This window comes from Shinella fusca, from assembly GCF_014203155.1.
GTDB lineage: Bacteria > Pseudomonadota > Alphaproteobacteria > Rhizobiales > Rhizobiaceae > Shinella > Shinella fusca.
The window spans coordinates 97944-114011 of sequence record NZ_JACHIK010000015.1 but is presented as its reverse complement, the minus strand read 5'-3'; the positions used below and the strand labels follow the sequence as shown (position 1 = coordinate 114011).

The following is a 16068-nucleotide window of genomic DNA, read 5'->3' as shown; positions in this document are numbered from 1 at the left end:
AAGGGAGCAGGCAGGGCCTTGCTCGACCGCGGCCTTCAAAGCCAACCCGAGGGAACGGCCACCTGCCTGCATCGGCCGGGATGCGCATCCCGGCCCCTGCCTGCATCGGCCGGGATGCGCATCCCGGCCGATGCAAGCAAGTAAACCACATCTCATCCACACAAGCCCGAGGATGACGGAGGAGGGAGAGCTGGCTTAACGCGCCCTCACTGCTCCGACAGCTTGATATCCGGCGTATACTCCTTGCCCGGAACGTCCTTCACCACGGCCTGGCCGCATTGCATGACCTTGGCCTCGGCATTGTAGGCGTAGGTCGGCGAGCCGTGCAGGTCCCAGCCCTTGTTGAGGGCCAGCGTCACCTTGTGGCAGAAGGATGCATCGTCCGGGGCGGTCAGGAAGCGGTAGACTTTCATGTTTTCGTCTTTCTCTCGTTGATCAGGTCGACCTTGGCGAGCAGGCGCCCGGCCTGGTCGGCGTGGAGCTTTTCGACCATGCGGCCGGCAATGTTGACGACGGCCTTGCCGGCATTGTCCGGCGCGGCGAAGGCGGCGACGATGGCGAGCGCCTCGGCGGCCTCGGCCTCCGTCACGCCGAAGGCTGCGTTGGCCGCCTCGATCTGCACGGGATGGATCAGCATCTTGCCGTCGAACCCCATCTGGCGGGCCTGCCGGCATTCCGCCTCGAAGGCGTCCTCGTCGGAAAAGTCGTTGAAGACGGCGTCGACGACGTCGAGCCCCGAGGCGCGCGCGGCGACGACCACCTGAAGCAGCAGCGGCACGAGGAAGGGACGGCCGGCCATGTCGGCGATGCCGGTCTCCTTGCGCAGGTCGTTGAGGCCGACGACGAAGCAGTCGAGCCGGCCGCCATGGGTGCGGCCGATCTCGGCGATGGCGGCGAGGTTGAGGAGGCTGGCCGCCGTCTCGATCATCGCCCACAGGCGCGGCCCGTCATCCGCCCCGGCCTCGGAAAGCCAGTCGGCGACAGTGAGCACCTCCTGCGGCTCCGAGACCTTAGGCAAAAGCACCGCATCGGGCATGCAGGCGAGCACCGTTTCGAGGTCGAGCGCGCCGTCCGGTCCTTCGAGCGGATTGATGCGGATGACATGCTCGCGGCCGGACGTGCGGTCGAGCGCGGTGAAATGCGAAACGAGCGCGGCGCGCGCCTCCGCCTTCTTCTCCGGCAGGACGGAATCCTCGAGGTCGAAGATGATCGCGTCGCAATCGAGCGTCCTCGATTTGGCGAGCGCCCGGCCGTTGGCGGCGGGAACGCTGAGCACGGAGCGGCGAAGGCGAAGCGGGTGGTGGTGCGGTGTCCTGTTCATCCCACCTTTGTGCCGCGCTTTGCCGCAGCCGGCAAGCACCTGCGATTTCGGCCTTGCAATGGACAAAATCGACCCCCACATTGCTCTCAGAGAAAGGGCAAATCAAAATGCAGCGTATCCGCTCCATCGTCTTCACCATCCTCGCCATGATGATCGCCGGCGCGACGTTCCTGTTCGCCGCCTCCGTTGGCCTTGCCATCGCCGGCATCGTTTCCGTGCTGATGATCGGCTCCATGCTTGCCGCAAAGCTCCAGCCGGCTCCCGTGCGTGCGACCGCCCGCAACGATCGCCGGGCACCCGGCCAGCGCGAGCCGCGCATCTGGAACGACGGCCGCGGCACGATCATCGACCTCTGAGAGAGGCTTCGTTCCGACAAGGACACCCGGGCGTTTTTCACGCCCGGCGGCTGCGTTTGCGGCCCATCGGCAAGTTTTCCCTTCAAATCCCGGGAAAACTGCTCTAAACGCTTCAGCAACCGACATCACCGTATTCCGAGGGTTTCCGCATGGACAAGTTCGTCAAGCTGACCGGCGTCGCCGCGCCGCTTCCCGTCGTCAATATCGACACGGACATGATCATTCCGAAGGATTACCTCAAGACGATCAAGCGCACCGGCCTCGGCACGGGCCTCTTCGCCGAGGCGCGCTACAACGAGGACGGCACGCCGAACCCGGATTTCGTGCTGAACAAGCCCGCCTACCAGAACGCCACGATCCTGGTGGCCGGCGACAATTTCGGCTGCGGCTCCTCGCGTGAGCATGCGCCGTGGGCGCTGCTCGACTTCGGCATCCGCTGCGTCATCTCCACGAGCTTCGCCGACATCTTCTACAACAACTGTTTCAAGAACGGCATCCTGCCGATCGTCGTCAGCCCCGAAGACCTCGACAAGCTGATGGACGACGCCAGCCGCGGCTCCAACGCCGTGCTGACCGTGGACCTCGAAGCCCAGGAAATCACCGGCCCCGACGGCGGCCGCATCGGCTTCGAGATCGATGCCTTCCGCCGCCACTGCCTGCTGAACGGCCTCGACGACATCGGCCTGACGCTGGAAAAGGCGACCTCCATCGACAGCTTCGAGAAGAAGACCGCGTCCTCCCGCCCCTGGGCGTAAGGCCATGCGCCGGCTGATCTCGTCCGGCTCCCCATTCGAAGCGACGGCGGGCTATTCGCGCGCCGTCGTTTCCGGCGACTGGTGCTTCGTGTCCGGCACGACCGGCTACGACTATGCCACCATGGCCATGCCGGAGAGCGTCGAGGACCAGACGCGCAACTGCCTTGCCACCATCGGCAAGGTTCTGGACGAGGCCGGCTTTTCCTTTTCCGACGTGGTGCGCTGCCATTACTACGTGACCGAGGCCGCCTTCGCGACCCGCGTCTTCCCGATTCTCGGCGAGACGTTCGGCACGGTCCGCCCCGCCGCCACCATGGTGGTCTGCGGCCTGATCCGGCCGGAAATGCTGATCGAGATCGAGGTCACGGCGCTACGCCAAAGCTGAGCGGACCCGCGCAAAAATCTTTCCTTCGAATGATTTTCCTTGAACGGAAGTTGCGCTAAGAAGCGCGCAACCCTTCCGTGACATCAAGGAAAATCCCATGACAGCGCGTACCCTCCTCCTCCTGCCCGGCGACGGCATCGGCCCGGAAGCCATGGCGGAAGTCCGCAAGATCATCGCCTATATGAACGCCGAACTCGGCGCCGGCTTTGAGACCGACGAAGGCCTCGTCGGCGGCTGCGCGTACGATGCCCATGGCGCGGCGATCTCGGAAGGCGACATGGAGAAGGCGCTTGCGGCGGACGCCGTGCTGTTCGGCGCCGTCGGCGGCCCGAAATGGGATGCCGTTCCCTATGAAGTCCGTCCGGAAGCCGGCCTCCTGCGCCTGCGCAAGGACCTGAAGCTCTTCGCGAACCTGCGCCCGGCCATCTGCTATCCGGCGCTTGCCAACGCCTCCTCGCTGAAGCCCGAGCTCGTCGAAGGCCTCGACATCCTCATCGTGCGCGAACTGACGGGCGGCGTCTATTTCGGCGAGCCGAAGGAGATCATCGACCTCGGCAACGGCCAGAAGCGCGGCATCGACACCCAGGTCTACGACACCTACGAGATCGAGCGCATCGCCGGCGTCGCCTTCGAGCTGGCCCGCACCCGCAACAACCGCGTCTGCTCGATGGAAAAGCGCAACGTCATGAAGTCCGGCGTTCTCTGGAACCAGGTCGTGACGGAGACGCACAAGCGCAGCTATTCGGACGTGCAGCTCGAGCACATGCTGGCCGATGCCGGCGGCATGCAGCTCGTGCGCGCGCCCAAGCAGTTCGACGTCATCGTGACGGACAACCTCTTCGGCGACATGCTCTCCGACGTCGCGGCCATGCTGACGGGCTCGCTCGGCATGCTGCCGTCCGCCTCGCTCGGCGCCCCGGACGCCAAGACCGGCCAGCGCAAGGCACTCTACGAGCCCGTGCACGGCTCGGCGCCGGACATTGCCGGCAAGGGCATCGCCAACCCGATCGCCATGATCGCCTCCTTCGCCATGTGCCTGCGCTACTCGTTCAACATGGTCAAGGAAGCCGACAACCTTGAAAAGGCCATCGCCGAAGTCCTCGACAGCGGCGTGCGCACCGGCGACATCATGGCCGAAGGCTGCCGCAAGGTCGGCACCTCGGAAATGGGCGACACCATCCTTTCCGCCTTCCGGAAACTCTCGGCCTGAACCGGCTTATTGGACAGCGAGGCTCCCGGCATGTCCGGGAGCTTTTTTCGTTCGCCTCCCTTGAAAAGCCGGCTTTTCCCGACACATGGAAGCCACGTCTTTTCAAGGGATACTCATGAACCGATCGTTCGCGACCTCCTCGCTCTGGATCCTCGCCGCCACCGTCGTCCTCCTCGCGGCGCTCGTTCCCTTCGATCCCGCCATCTCCCGGCACGCCCGGGGCCTTCCCGGCGCCATCGTCGCCTTCAATGCGCATATCACCGATTTCGGCACGTTCCGGTGGATGATCTACGGCTCCGGCGTCCTCGTCATCCTCGCCTATGCCGTCCATCGGGCGCTCGGCAACGGAACGGCCGCCGGCCGGGCCCGGTCCGTAACGCGCCTGTCGCTCTACTTCTTCCTCACCATCGGCGCGACGAGCGCATTCGTGCACCTCGCCAAGCTGATCGTCGGGCGCGCCCGGCCGGAGCTTTTCGCCGATCTCGGCGCCTACAGCCTGACGCCCTTTGCCTATGACAACCTCTATGCCAGCTTCCCCTCCGGTCATTCGGCGGCGGTGGGTGCCTTCTTCGGCGCCTTTTCCATGCTGGTTCCGCGGCTGCGCCCGCTCTTCCTTGCCGGCGCGCTGGCGATCGGCGTCTCGCGCGTCATCCTCGGCGCGCACTATCCGAGCGATGTCGCCGCCGGGCTGCTGCTGGGCCTGTGGACGGCCATCGCCGTCGCCTTCCTCTTCGCCCGCCGGGACTGGCTCTTCCGCTTCGACGCGCGCGGCTGGCCGTTGCCGAAGGCGCTTTCCGGCAAGCCGAAATAAAACCGGCCCGCGTTAACGCGGGCCGGTTCGCCATGAACGGATCGGAAGGGGGAGATCAATCCATGGCGTGGATGTCGCGGTCCTTCGTTTCCGGCAGGAAGAGAAGGCCGATGACGAGCGTGATGCCTGCGAAGACGATCGGATACCACAGGCCGTAGTAGATATCGCCCTCCGCCGCGCTCATGGCGAAGGCCATGGCCGGAAGCAGGCCACCGAACCAGCCGTTGCCGATATGATAGGGCAGCGACATGCCAGTGTAGCGGATGCGGGTCGGGAAGAGCTCGACCAGCAGCGCGGCGATGGGGCCGTAGACCATCGTGACGTAGATCACGAGGACCGTCAGCACGGCGATGATCGTGACCCAGTTCACGTTGGCGGGGTCGGCGACCATGGTGTAGGCACCGCCGCCGGCAATCGTGTAAACGGCCATATCGGTGACGCCGTTGGCTTCGTCGGCCGTCAGCAGCTTGCCGGCGACGAGATCGGCGGCGGGCATGCTGGCCTTCTCGCCGGCGCGGATCGCGGTCGCATCCAGAGCGAGCTCCGGATTGGCGGCGACGAAGGCGTCGAGCTTGGAGTCCGGAACCTTCGCCGCGCCACGGACCAGCGGATAGCCGGCGTCGTGGAGCGCGATGTTCGTCTGCTTCTGGAACGCCGCGTCGAGACCCTTGGCCTGATCGCCTGCTGCGACGGCGTCGTAGCTGGCGATCGTCTTGTCGCCGATCTGGACCGTTGCGGGCGTGCCGGCCGCCGCCGTGGTGACGACGTCATAGGGCACGGAATTACGGGTCAGGAACGAGGTCGCGATGTCGCAGGACGTCGTGAACTTCGCCGTGCCGGTCGGGTTAAACTGGAACTTGCAGTCGCCCGGTGCGGCGGTGACCGTCGCGCGGATCGTGTCCTGCGCCTCGGCGAGCGCCGGGTTGCCGGCCCAGGTCAGGGCCTTGAACAGCGGGAAGTAGGTCAGCATGGCGAGCAGCAGGCCGGCCATGATGATCGGCTTGCGGCCGATCTTGTCCGACAGCCAGCCGAAGAAGACGAAGAAGCCGGTGCCGATCGCCAGCGAGATGGCGACCATGATGTTGGCCGACTGGCCGTCGACCTTCAGCACGCCCGTCAGGAAGAACAGCGCGTAGAACTGGCCGGCATACCAGACGACGGCCTGGCCGACGACGGCGCCGAAGAGCGCCAGAAGCGCGATCTTGGCATTGCGCCACTGGCCGAAGGCTTCCGTCAGCGGTGCCTTGGAGCCCTTGCCCTCTTCCTTCATCTTCTGGAAGGCGGGCGATTCGTTCATCTTCATGCGGATCCAGACGGACACGCCGAGCAGGACGACCGAGACGATGAACGGGATGCGCCAGCCCCAGGCGGCGAAATCTTCCTTGCCGAGGGCGAACTGCACCGCCAGGATGACGAGAAGCGACAGGAACAGGCCGAGCGTCGCCGTGGTCTGGATCCAGGAGGTGAAGTAGCCGCGCCGGCCGTCCGGCGCATGTTCGGCGACGTAGGTCGCGGCACCGCCGTATTCACCGCCGAGCGCCAGGCCCTGCAGCATGCGCAGCGCGATCAGGATGATCGGCGCGGCGATGCCGATCGTGGCGGCGCCGGGCAGGAGGCCGACGATAAAGGTCGACATACCCATGATCAGGATGGTGATGAGGAAGGTGTACTTGCGCCCGACGAGGTCGCCGAGGCGGCCGAACACCAGCGCGCCGAACGGGCGGACGAGGAAGCCGGCGGCGAAGGCGAGCAGCGCGAAGATGTTGCGCGTCGTTTCCGGATACTGGCTGAAGAAGGTGGCGCCGATATAGATCGCCAGCGAACCGTAAAGATAGAAATCGTACCACTCGAAGACGGTGCCGAGCGAGGAGGCGAAAATCACCTTCTTCTGCTCGCTCGTCATGGGCGCCGCCTTTGCGCTGCCCACGGTCGAAACATTTGCCATTTGATTGTCCTCCACAAAAACGGCGTGTCGGGCAGCCCCACGGAGAGGTCCGGAGTTTCTCCCGAAAACGCCAGACAGGGTGCGCCTTGGCGGAAGATGTCAGAATTCGCGCGGCGAAAGCAGCGCTGCTTTGGGCTTATGACTTTCGGCGTACGACTTTTGTCGCGGGCGGGCTTCCCCTCCACGCAAGGCTTGACTCTTCGGCAGATGAGCGTATTCAGCACGCACGCAAAGGAACCGCCATGTACCGCCTTGGGATCGCCATCGCCCGCATGATCGCTCCGGCCTTCAACGCCGGGCGGGTTCGCCATTGCGTATCGATTTCCAAAACAACGGCCAAAACGACGACGAAAACCGTCTGACGTCTCTGGCCCACCGCTCTCTCCCCGGTATGGCCGGGGACCGAAACCCGCGCTTCGGCCGGCGGGTTTTACCTCCTGAACCCGCGGAGAGACAGAGAAAGAGAGCTTTAGACATGGGTTTCAAGATCGCAATCGCCGGCGCGACCGGCAATGTCGGCCGTGAAATGCTGAACATCCTGTCCGAACGCGGTTTCCCGGCCGACGAAGTCGTCGCGCTCGCCTCCAGCCGCTCCATCGGCACCGAGGTCTCCTTCGGCGACAAGACGCTGAAGGTGCAGAACCTCGAGAACTACGATTTCTCCGACACGGACATCTGCCTGATGTCGGCCGGCGGCTCGGTCTCGCAGAAGTATTCGCCGAAGATCGGCGCGCAGGGCTGCGTCGTAATCGACAACTCCTCGGCCTGGCGCTACGACGCCGAGGTGCCGCTGATCGTTCCGGAAGTGAACCCCGACGCCATCGCCGGCTTCACCAAGAAGAACATCATCGCCAATCCGAATTGCTCGACCGCCCAGCTCGTCGTCGCGCTGAAGCCGCTGCACGACCGCGCCACGATCAAGCGCATCGTGGTGTCGACCTACCAGTCGGTCTCCGGCGCCGGCAAGGACGGCATGGACGAGCTCTTCAACCAGACCCGCGCCGTCTTCGTCGCCGACCCGATCGAATCGAAGAAGTTCACCAAGCGCATCGCCTTCAACGTCATCCCGCACATCGACGTGTTCATGGAAGACGGCTACACGAAGGAAGAGTGGAAGGTGCTGGCCGAGACCAAGAAGATGCTCGACCCGAAGATCAAGGTGACCTGCACGGCCGTGCGCGTTCCGGTCTTCATCGGCCATTCCGAATCGGTCAACATCGAGTTCGAGAAGGAAATCACCGCCGACGAGGCCCGCGAGATCCTGCGCGAGGCGCCGGGCTGCCAGGTCATCGACAAGCAGGAGAACGGCGGCTACATCACGCCGTACGAATCGGCAGGCGAGGACGCCACCTACATCTCGCGCATCCGCGAGGACGCGACGGTCGAGAACGGCCTCAACATGTGGGTCGTTTCCGACAACCTGCGCAAGGGTGCCGCCCTCAACGCCGTCCAGATCGCGGAACTGCTCATCGCCCGCGGCCTGATCAAGGCGAAGAAGCAGGCCGCCTGATCCGGGGCGGGACGGAGAATTTCCACGCTTCCTCACAAATGTGGCAACGATCCGTTAATCGGTTTTAAATAAAAGTCCCGGTTGTTCCGTCAAAGGACAATCGGGACTTCGCTTTGCAGCGACGACGCAGGACAGGGAGCGCGGCAGCTCCCGCAGCGCAAAAGACAAGGATCACGGGGTTTTTCATGGGCATGGCAAAGAGCGTGGCCAAGGTGCTGGCCGTAATGATCGCCACGGCAGCGGTTCCGGCAACTGCCGAAGCTGCCAGGTGCGGCAACGACGCGGGCGGTTTTCCGGCCTGGGCCGAGGCATTCAAGGGCGAGGCGGCCGCCCGCGGCATCAGCCGCTCGACGCTGGACAAGGCCTTCTCCAATATCGGCTATGCGCGCGCGACGATCCGCGCCGACCGCGGCCAGAAGAGCTTCAAGCTCTCGCTCGACCAGTTCATGCAGAAGCGCGGCGGCCCGACGATCATTCGCCGCGGCAAGAGCCTGAAGCAGCAGAACGCCGCCCTCTTCGCCCGCATCGAGAGCCGCTACGGCGTTCCGGCCGGCCCGCTGCTCGCCATCTGGGGCATGGAGACCGGCTTCGGCGGCTTCCTCGGCAAGGAGCACACGCTCTCGGCCGTCGCCACGCTCGCCTATGACTGCCGCCGCTCCGACTACTTCACCGACCAGTTCTACGCGGCCCTCCAGCTCGTGCAGAAGGGCATTCTCAGCCCCACGGCCCGCGGCGCGGCCCATGGCGAGATCGGCCAGACCCAGTTCCTGCCGGTCAACGTGCTGAAATACGGCGCCGACGGCGACGGCAACGGCCATATCGACCTCGTCGGTTCGAAGGCCGACGCGCTCGCCTCGACGGCGAACTTCCTGCGCGGCCACGGCTGGAGCGCCGGTGCCGGCTACCAGCCGGGCGAGCCGAATTTCGCGGCCCTGCAGGGCTGGAACGCGGCCAGCGTCTACCAGCGCGCCATCGCCATCATCGGCGCGGAAATCGACGGCCGCTGACCGCCGAAGGCGGGCACGACCCTCTATCGAAGACGAGCCCGGCCGGGGAAACCCGGCCGGGTTTTACATTTCGTCCGGCCGCAGGAAATCGCCGGTCTTGGCGTCCATGATCCACAATTCGCCGCTGGAGATGTCGAACCAGGCGCCGTGCAGTTGCAGGCGGCCCTTCTCCTCCAGGATGCGGACACAGGGGAACGTCCTGAGGTTGGAGAGCGAGTTGCGGATGGAAACGCGCTCCAGCGCGCGCTGGCGCTCCGCCTTGGTGAGGAGCTCGGCGCCCTGGATCTGCTCGGCGACGGGCTTCAGCATACCCATCCACTGGCCGATGAAGTCGCCGGGCGACAGCGGCTCGGCATCGGGGTCGAGCGCGGCGGAAATGCCGCCGCAGCGCCCGTGCCCCATCACCACGATGTCGCTGACCTTCAGCGACTGGACGGCGAATTCGAGGGCGGCGGAGGTGGCGTGGAACTGGCTGTCCGGCTCATAGGGCGGCACGAGGTTGGCGACGTTGCGCACGACGAAGAGCTCGCCCGGCCCGCAGTCGAAGATGGTCTCCGGCGCGGCGCGGGAATCGCAACAGGCGATCACCAGCGTCTTCGGTTTCTGGCCCGTCTCGGCCAGCGCCCGGTAGCGCGCCGATTGCTCGGCATAGCGGCCGGACATGAAGTTGCGGTAGCCATTCATGAGACGATCGGGAAAGCGGTTCATGGCGTCGGAATACTCCCGTGCGGACGATCCGCCGGACGAGGCTCCATCCGGCTTTCCGCATAAACCATTCCGGGCGGCACGGCGCAAGACCGGATCGTTCAGCGCCGGCGGATCTGGCCGGGATGCATCAGGCGGCGCATCTGCACCATGGCCATCGGCGTCGAAATGCTGGAGGCGTCCTGCTCCAGCGTCAGCTCGTCGGCACCGCGCTTTGCCGTGCGCGCGACGATCTCGAAGACGCTGGCCGTCGCCGTCATCAATGCGCGTTCCTCCGGCAGGCCTTCCATCAGGCGGGAGAGGAAGATCGCCGAAAGCAGGTCCCCCGTGCCGTTCGGCGGGTTCGGCACGATGCGGTGCTCGGCGAGCAGCGCGCCGGTGCCGGAGAGATACAGGTTGCCCGTGCTGCCCGCCATCATCGGCAGGGCGGAGGTGACGAGCATGCGCGGCGGGCCGAGCGACAGGGCCGCTTCCATGATCGCCGCATTGGTTTCCAGCGGCGCGCCGGCAAGCCAGGCGAGCTCGAAGCGGTTGGGCGTCGCCACCGAGGCGAGCGGAATGAGGCTGTCGCGGATTGCCGCCGCCGTTTCCTCCGGCACGTAGAGGCCGCGGTCGTCGCCGCAGACGGGATCGCACATGTAGAGCAGGTCGGGATTGTCGGCCCGAAGGCTCTCCACCAGCCGGGCCACGGAACGCGCCTGCGTGGCGCTGCCGAGATAGCCGGAGAGCACGGCCTTCACCTCGCCGCGCCAGGGCGCGCGGATGAGGTCGGAGACGATCGCGTCAAAATCCTCGGCCGAGACCGGCACCCGCGTCGACCGGCCGTGACCGGGATGCCAGGGCAGGATGACGGTCGGCAGCGCCCAGACCGGATGGCCGAGCGTTTCGAGCGCAAAGACGGCGGCGCGGTTGCCCACCGTGCCGCGCACCACATGGCTCGAAATCACGATGACCGTGCCCTTGTCGCTCTCGTTCATAGCCGGCTCCCTTTCCTGGCCGAGTGATCGCAAGGCGGCTCATTCCTGTCAACGCCCGCGGCATCGAACATCCATCCCGACAAGTGCCTCCGAGAGGCTTCGGCCGGTTTCGGGCTGCTTTTCGACGAAAAAACAGGAAATTCACGACGAAACGACAGTAGAACTGACCTGTTTTGGACAAAATCGATTGAATTTTCTCGGAAAATCACAAATTTCGCTGCAGGTGTTTTTTCTTCTGCTAACGTCCCGGCATCGGATTCGAGGGAGAATTCCATGGGTGCCAGGACCAACGTGAAACGAGAAAAACACATCGAGGCCGCAAAGGCCGCAGCAGCCGCCCTCGGCGCAAGGACATTGAACCCGGACATTCTTTTCGGGCGGGCCAGCAAGGACGACATCGAGCACTATACCGGCGAGATGCTGGCCGCCGCCGCCGCCCATGCCATGGCCGAGATCGAGGCCTTCGACGGCAGCGAGCCGCGCGTCACCGTCACGACGCTGCCGGAGGTGGCGCCGCAGGGCCAGCCCGTCTCGATCCTTTCCGTCACCGACCGCAACCAGCCGTTCCTTTACGATTCGGTGATGGGCGAGGTGACGAGCACGCACCGCGACATCCACCTTGCCGTCCACCCGATCCTCGTGGTGGCGCCGGGCGAGGCGCCGAAGCTCTTCTCGCCGGACGAGGAGAGCGATCCCGCCCAGCGCATAAGCCATATCGAGATCCACCTGTCCGAGCTTTCGCCGGGCGAGGCCGCCTCGCTCGTCGAGCGCATGAAGACCGTGCTGGACCAGGTCCACCTCGCCGTCGACGACTGGCCCGCCATGCTGGAAAAGCTCGGCAGCACCATGGCCGACATGGAGCGCTACGCCAAGGACAAGCCCGGCAAGAGCGAGGCGCTCGCCTTCCTCGACTGGCTGCGCGGCAACAACTTCACCTTCCTCGGCATGCGGGAATACACCTATTCCGGCAAGGGTGAGGCCGCCACGGTGGAACGCGGCGGCGAGGGTCTCGGCATTCTCTCCGATCCGGACGTGCGCGTGCTGCGCCTTGGCAAGGACGCCGTGACGACGACGCCGGAAATCCTCGAATTCCTCGAAGGCCCGGATTTCCTCATCGTCACCAAGGCCAACGTGAAGTCCCTCGTGCACCGCCGCGCCTATATGGATTATGTCGGCCTGAAACGCTTCGACGAGAAGGGCAAGGTGGTGGGCGAACTGCGCATCGTCGGCCTCTTCACTTCGACCGCCTATACGCACGCCGCCGGGCAGATCCCGCTCCTGCGCTCCAAGGTGGAGGCCGTCGTCGAGCATTTCGGCTACGACCCGAAGAGCCATTCCGGCAAGATGCTGATCAACACGCTGGAATCCTACCCGCGCGACGATCTCTTCCAGATCGACACCGGCCTGCTTTCCACCTTCTGCGAGCAGATCAACGAGCTCTCCGACCGGCCGCGCATCCGCGTGCTGCCGCGCATCGACCGCTTCGACCGCTTCGTCTCGGTCATCGTCTACGTGCCGCGCGAGCAGTACGATTCGGACGTGCGCGAGAAGATCGGCAATTTCCTGAAGTCGGCTTACGACGGCCGCGTCTCGGCCTATTATCCGGCTTTCCCGGAGGGCGGCCTTGCCCGCGTCCACTTCATCATCGGCCGATCCGGCGGCAAGACGCCACGCATTCCGCAGGCAAAGCTTGAACAGGCCGTGCGCGAGATCGCGACGCGCTGGACCGACCGCTTCGAGGCGCTGTCCGATCCCGACGGTGTGCGGCTCGTCACCGACCGCGGCTACCAGGAGGACTTCACGCCCACCGAGGCCCATGCGGACCTTGCCCTCATCACCACGGCGACGGCGGAGAATCCGATCCGCATCGCCTTCTACCGCAAGGCTTGGAACACCGATCCGAGCACGGTCGAATTGAAGATATTCCATGCCGGCGAGCCGGTCTCGCTGTCGCGGCGCGTGCCGCTGCTGGAAAACCTCGGTTTCAACGTCGTCAGCGAGCAGACGCACGTCCTGATGCTCACCGATCCCGACGGCAGCGAGCGCCGCGTCATCCTGCACGACATGGAGCTGAAGCAGCGCGAGGGGCTGGAGATCAATCCCAAGCTGAGCCCGATGCTGGAGGAGGCGTTCCTCGCCGCCTGGCACGGCGAGGTGGACGACGACGCGCTGAACCGCCTCATCCTCGCCGCCGGCCTTTCGGCCCGTGAGATCATGGCGCTGCGCACCTATTCACGCTACCTGCGTCAGACGGGCATCGCCTATTCGCAGGGTTATATCGCCGATACGCTGAACAAGTATCCGGCGATCGCCGCCGATCTCTTCCGCCTGTTCGACGCACGGCTGGACCCGAAACTCTCCGAACGGCAGCGGGAGAAGAAATCCACCGAGCTCTCGGCCGCCATCGAGGAGGCGCTGACAAAGGTGCCGAGCCTCGACGAGGACCGGATCCTGCGCCGCTACGTCAACGCCATCGGCGCGACGCTGCGCACCAACTACTTCCAGCACGATGCCGACGGCAGGCCGCGCAAGACGCTGGCGATCAAGCTCGACCCCAAACAGCTCGAAGGCCTGCCCGAGCCGCGGCCTTTCCGCGAGATCTTCGTTTACGGCGCGGAGGTCGAGGGCGTGCACCTGCGCTTCGGCAAGGTCGCCCGCGGCGGCCTTCGCTGGTCCGACCGCGCGCAGGACTACCGCACCGAAGTGCTCGGCCTCGTCAAGGCGCAGCAGGTGAAGAACGCGGTCATCGTGCCGGTCGGCGCCAAGGGCGGCTTCTATCCCAAGCAGCTTCCCGCCGGCGGCAACCGCGAGGCGGTCTTCAAGGCCGGCACCGAGGCCTACAAGACCTATATCCGCACCCTGCTTTCCGTCACCGACAATATCGTCGGCCAGGACGTCGTGCCGCCGGCCGATACGGTGCGGCTCGACGGGGACGACCCCTATTTCGTCGTCGCCGCCGACAAGGGCACGGCGACCTTCTCCGACACGGCGAACGGCCTTGCGCAGGAAGCCGGCTTCTGGCTCGACGACGCCTTTGCCTCGGGCGGCTCGGCCGGCTACGACCACAAGAAGATGGGCATCACCGCCCGCGGCGCCTGGGAAACCGTCAAGCGCCATTTCCGCGAGATGAACATCGACATCCAGAAGACGCCCTTCACCGTCGCCGGCGTCGGCGACATGTCGGGCGACGTCTTCGGCAACGGCATGCTGCTGTCGCGCAAGATCCGGCTGATCGCCGCCTTCGACCACCGCGACATCTTCATTGATCCCAACCCGGATATCGATACGTCCTTCGCCGAGCGCCGCCGCATGTTCAACCTGCCGCGTTCGAGCTGGCAGGACTATGACCGCTCGGTGCTCTCCAAGGGCGCGATGATCATTCCGCGCACGGAAAAATCCGTGACGCTGACGCCGGAGGCCATGGCCGCCATCGGCATCGACAAGGCCAAGGCCACCCCCTTCGAGATCATGACGGCGATCCTGAAGGCGCCGGTCGATCTTCTCTGGTTCGGCGGCATCGGCACCTATATCCGCGGCCAGAACGAGACGGACGCGGAGGTGGGCGACCGCGCCAACGACCCGATCCGCATCGTCGCCGACGACGTGCGGGCCAAGGTGATCGGCGAAGGGGCCAACCTCGGCGTGACGCAGCGCGGCCGCATCGCCTTCGGCCTCAAGGGCGGGCGCTGCAACTCCGACGCCATCGACAATTCGGCCGGCGTGAATTCCTCGGACGTCGAGGTCAACATCAAGATCGCGCTCGCCTCGGCCATGCGCGACGAGCGGCTGACGCGCGCCAAGCGCAACGTGCTGCTCGCCTCGATGACGGACGAGGTGGGCCATCTCGTGCTGCGCAACAACTACCTGCAATCGCTGGCGATCTCGCTCACCGAAAAGCAGGGCGCGGCCAACCGTGCGCCGCTGACGCGCCTGATGGACCGGCTGGAGGCCGCCGGCCAGCTCAACCGCAAGGTCGAGACGCTGCCCGACGACCGCACGCTCGCCGAGCGCTACCAGGCCGGCAAGCCGCTGACGCGGCCGGAGATCGGCGTACTGCTTTCCTATGCCAAGCTGGTGCTGTTCGACGAGCTGGTCCACACGAGCCTGCCGGACGAGCCCTATTTCGAGCCGACGCTGACCGGCTATTTCCCGGCCAAGATGCAGAAGGCCTATGCGGATGACATCCTCTCGCACCGCCTGCGCCGCGAGATCATTGCGACGATCCTCGCCAACGAGGTGATCAACCGGGGCGGACCGGCCTTCGTCACCACGCTCACCGACGGCACCGGCTTCGGCCCGGCAGACGCCGTGAAGGCGGCCGTCATCGCCCGCGACGGCTACGGCCTGCAAGCGCTCTATGCCGGCGTCGATGCGCTGGACAACGTGGTGTCCGGCTCCGTGCAGAACGACCTCTACGAGGAGATCGGCCGCATCTACGCCGCCGTCACCGGCCTGCTTTTGACGACGGGCGCCGTGTCCGGCCCAATGAGCGAGGCGATCCACAAGCTGAGGCAGGCGCTGAAGCAGCTCCGGCCGAACCTTGCCACGCTGGTCTCGGAGACCGCCGCCGACGAGACCCGCCGCAAGGCCCATGCCTATGAGGACGAGGGCGTGCCGACGGAGCTGGCGGAGGAGATCGCCACGCTCTCCATGCTGACCTTCGTGCCGGAGGTCATGCTGATCGCGAGCGCCACCGGCGACAACCTCGGCAAGACGGCGCAGACCTTCGCCGGCATCAGCGCCGCGCTGAACATCGGCCGGCTGCTGTCGTCCGCAAGCCGTATCCCGACGGGCGATCTCTACGAGGCGCTCGCCCTGCAGCGCAGCCTCACTGACATCGCCAATGCGCGCCGCGATCTCGCGACCGCCATCCTCACCCGCTACAAGGGCGACAAGGCGCCGCTTGCCGCCTGGCAGCAGGCGGAGAAGGGACGGCTCACGCGGGTGACGGCGAACCTCTCCGCGCTGACGGAAGCGGGCGAGGCGACCCTCGCCAAGGTCTCCGTCGCCGCCGGCGTCCTCAGCGACCTTGCGCAGGAAAGGGCGAAATGACACAGTCCGGGCCGGCTGACGGGCGGAAAGGTCC

Annotated in this window: 14 protein-coding genes; 9 read left to right on the top strand and 5 right to left on the bottom strand. The window is 65.6% G+C overall.

Annotated features, from left to right (window positions below; genetic code table 11):
• Positions 1–206: 206 nt before the first annotated feature.
• Positions 207–413, bottom strand: coding sequence for a DUF1737 domain-containing protein (locus HNQ66_RS18600; RefSeq protein ID WP_184145674.1), 207 nt, complete (start codon positions 411–413; stop codon positions 207–209).
• A complete protein-coding gene (locus HNQ66_RS18595; protein WP_184145673.1) occupies positions 410–1321 on the bottom strand; it encodes an HpcH/HpaI aldolase/citrate lyase family protein in 912 nt (303 codons plus the stop codon). The genes HNQ66_RS18600 and HNQ66_RS18595 overlap by 4 nt, the downstream gene beginning before the upstream one ends.
• A gap of 107 nt (positions 1322–1428) precedes the next feature.
• On the opposite strand from HNQ66_RS18595, the gene HNQ66_RS18590 reads away from it, so the two are divergent.
• The 5 genes from HNQ66_RS18590 to HNQ66_RS18570 all read left to right on the top strand — a co-directional run bounded on the left by HNQ66_RS18590 (position 1429) and on the right by HNQ66_RS18570 (position 4838).
• Complete coding sequence (locus HNQ66_RS18590) at positions 1429–1677, top strand: hypothetical protein (protein ID WP_184145672.1); 249 nt, start codon at positions 1429–1431, stop codon at positions 1675–1677.
• 149 nt (positions 1678–1826) lie between these two features.
• Positions 1827–2432 carry a 3-isopropylmalate dehydratase small subunit gene (gene leuD / locus HNQ66_RS18585; RefSeq protein WP_184145671.1) on the top strand — a complete coding sequence of 202 codons (606 nt, stop codon included), beginning with the start codon at positions 1827–1829 and terminating at the stop codon, positions 2430–2432.
• Positions 2433–2436: 4 nt separating this feature from the next.
• Positions 2437–2817, top strand: coding sequence for a RidA family protein (locus HNQ66_RS18580; protein ID WP_184145670.1), 381 nt, complete (start codon positions 2437–2439; stop codon positions 2815–2817).
• A 97-nt stretch (positions 2818–2914) separates the two neighbouring features.
• Positions 2915–4027 (top strand): 3-isopropylmalate dehydrogenase, encoded by a 1113-nt coding sequence (gene leuB / locus HNQ66_RS18575; RefSeq protein WP_184145669.1) that lies wholly within the window; start codon positions 2915–2917, stop codon positions 4025–4027.
• A gap of 115 nt (positions 4028–4142) precedes the next feature.
• A complete protein-coding gene (locus HNQ66_RS18570) occupies positions 4143–4838 on the top strand; it encodes a phosphatase PAP2 family protein (RefSeq protein ID WP_184145668.1) in 696 nt (231 codons plus the stop codon).
• A 55-nt stretch (positions 4839–4893) separates the two neighbouring features.
• On the opposite strand, the gene HNQ66_RS18565 is transcribed toward HNQ66_RS18570, so the two are convergent.
• A complete protein-coding gene (locus HNQ66_RS18565) occupies positions 4894–6783 on the bottom strand; it encodes an MFS transporter (RefSeq protein ID WP_184145667.1) in 1890 nt (629 codons plus the stop codon).
• Between the two features lie 86 nt (positions 6784–6869).
• On the opposite strand from HNQ66_RS18565, the gene HNQ66_RS18560 reads away from it, so the two are divergent.
• From HNQ66_RS18560 to HNQ66_RS18550, 3 genes are all read left to right on the top strand, one after another.
• Positions 6870–7145: a hypothetical protein gene (locus tag HNQ66_RS18560; protein ID WP_184145678.1), complete on the top strand. Its 276-nt coding sequence runs from the start codon at positions 6870–6872 to the stop codon at positions 7143–7145.
• A 113-nt stretch (positions 7146–7258) separates the two neighbouring features.
• A complete protein-coding gene (locus tag HNQ66_RS18555; protein ID WP_184145666.1) occupies positions 7259–8293 on the top strand; it encodes an aspartate-semialdehyde dehydrogenase in 1035 nt (344 codons plus the stop codon).
• 185 nt (positions 8294–8478) lie between these two features.
• Complete coding sequence (locus tag HNQ66_RS18550; RefSeq protein ID WP_184145665.1) at positions 8479–9300, top strand: lytic murein transglycosylase; 822 nt, start codon at positions 8479–8481, stop codon at positions 9298–9300.
• A 63-nt stretch (positions 9301–9363) separates the two neighbouring features.
• Here the strand turns inward: HNQ66_RS18550 and HNQ66_RS18545 are convergent, their stop codons facing one another.
• Together HNQ66_RS18545 and pdxY are read right to left on the bottom strand one after the other, a co-directional pair.
• Positions 9364–10008 carry a carbonic anhydrase gene (locus HNQ66_RS18545; RefSeq protein ID WP_184145664.1) on the bottom strand — a complete coding sequence of 215 codons (645 nt, stop codon included), beginning with the start codon at positions 10006–10008 and terminating at the stop codon, positions 9364–9366.
• Positions 10009–10106: 98 nt separating this feature from the next.
• The gene (gene pdxY / locus HNQ66_RS18540; protein ID WP_184145663.1) at positions 10107–10982 is read right to left on the bottom strand and encodes a pyridoxal kinase PdxY; all 876 of its coding nucleotides are present in this window, start codon (positions 10980–10982) and stop codon (positions 10107–10109) included.
• Between the two features lie 273 nt (positions 10983–11255).
• Between pdxY and HNQ66_RS18535 the strand changes: the two genes are divergently transcribed.
• Positions 11256–16034 (top strand): NAD-glutamate dehydrogenase, encoded by a 4779-nt coding sequence (locus HNQ66_RS18535; protein WP_184145662.1) that lies wholly within the window; start codon positions 11256–11258, stop codon positions 16032–16034.
• The last annotated feature ends 34 nt before the right edge of the window (positions 16035–16068 follow it).

Coding starts and splice junctions, on each gene's coding strand:
- HNQ66_RS18600 (WP_184145674.1), bottom strand. CDS start 413: ATGAAAGTCTACCGCTTCCTGACCGCCCCGGACGATGCATCCTTCTGC.
- HNQ66_RS18595 (WP_184145673.1), bottom strand. CDS start 1,321: ATGAACAGGACACCGCACCACCACCCGCTTCGCCTTCGCCGCTCCGTG.
- HNQ66_RS18590 (WP_184145672.1), top strand. CDS start 1,429: ATGCAGCGTATCCGCTCCATCGTCTTCACCATCCTCGCCATGATGATC.
- leuD (WP_184145671.1), top strand. CDS start 1,827: ATGGACAAGTTCGTCAAGCTGACCGGCGTCGCCGCGCCGCTTCCCGTC.
- HNQ66_RS18580 (WP_184145670.1), top strand. CDS start 2,437: ATGCGCCGGCTGATCTCGTCCGGCTCCCCATTCGAAGCGACGGCGGGC.
- leuB (WP_184145669.1), top strand. CDS start 2,915: ATGACAGCGCGTACCCTCCTCCTCCTGCCCGGCGACGGCATCGGCCCG.
- HNQ66_RS18570 (WP_184145668.1), top strand. CDS start 4,143: ATGAACCGATCGTTCGCGACCTCCTCGCTCTGGATCCTCGCCGCCACC.
- HNQ66_RS18565 (WP_184145667.1), bottom strand. CDS start 6,783: ATGGCAAATGTTTCGACCGTGGGCAGCGCAAAGGCGGCGCCCATGACG.
- HNQ66_RS18555 (WP_184145666.1), top strand. CDS start 7,259: ATGGGTTTCAAGATCGCAATCGCCGGCGCGACCGGCAATGTCGGCCGT.
- HNQ66_RS18550 (WP_184145665.1), top strand. CDS start 8,479: ATGGGCATGGCAAAGAGCGTGGCCAAGGTGCTGGCCGTAATGATCGCC.
- HNQ66_RS18545 (WP_184145664.1), bottom strand. CDS start 10,008: ATGAACCGCTTTCCCGATCGTCTCATGAATGGCTACCGCAACTTCATG.
- pdxY (WP_184145663.1), bottom strand. CDS start 10,982: ATGAACGAGAGCGACAAGGGCACGGTCATCGTGATTTCGAGCCATGTG.
- HNQ66_RS18535 (WP_184145662.1), top strand. CDS start 11,256: ATGGGTGCCAGGACCAACGTGAAACGAGAAAAACACATCGAGGCCGCA.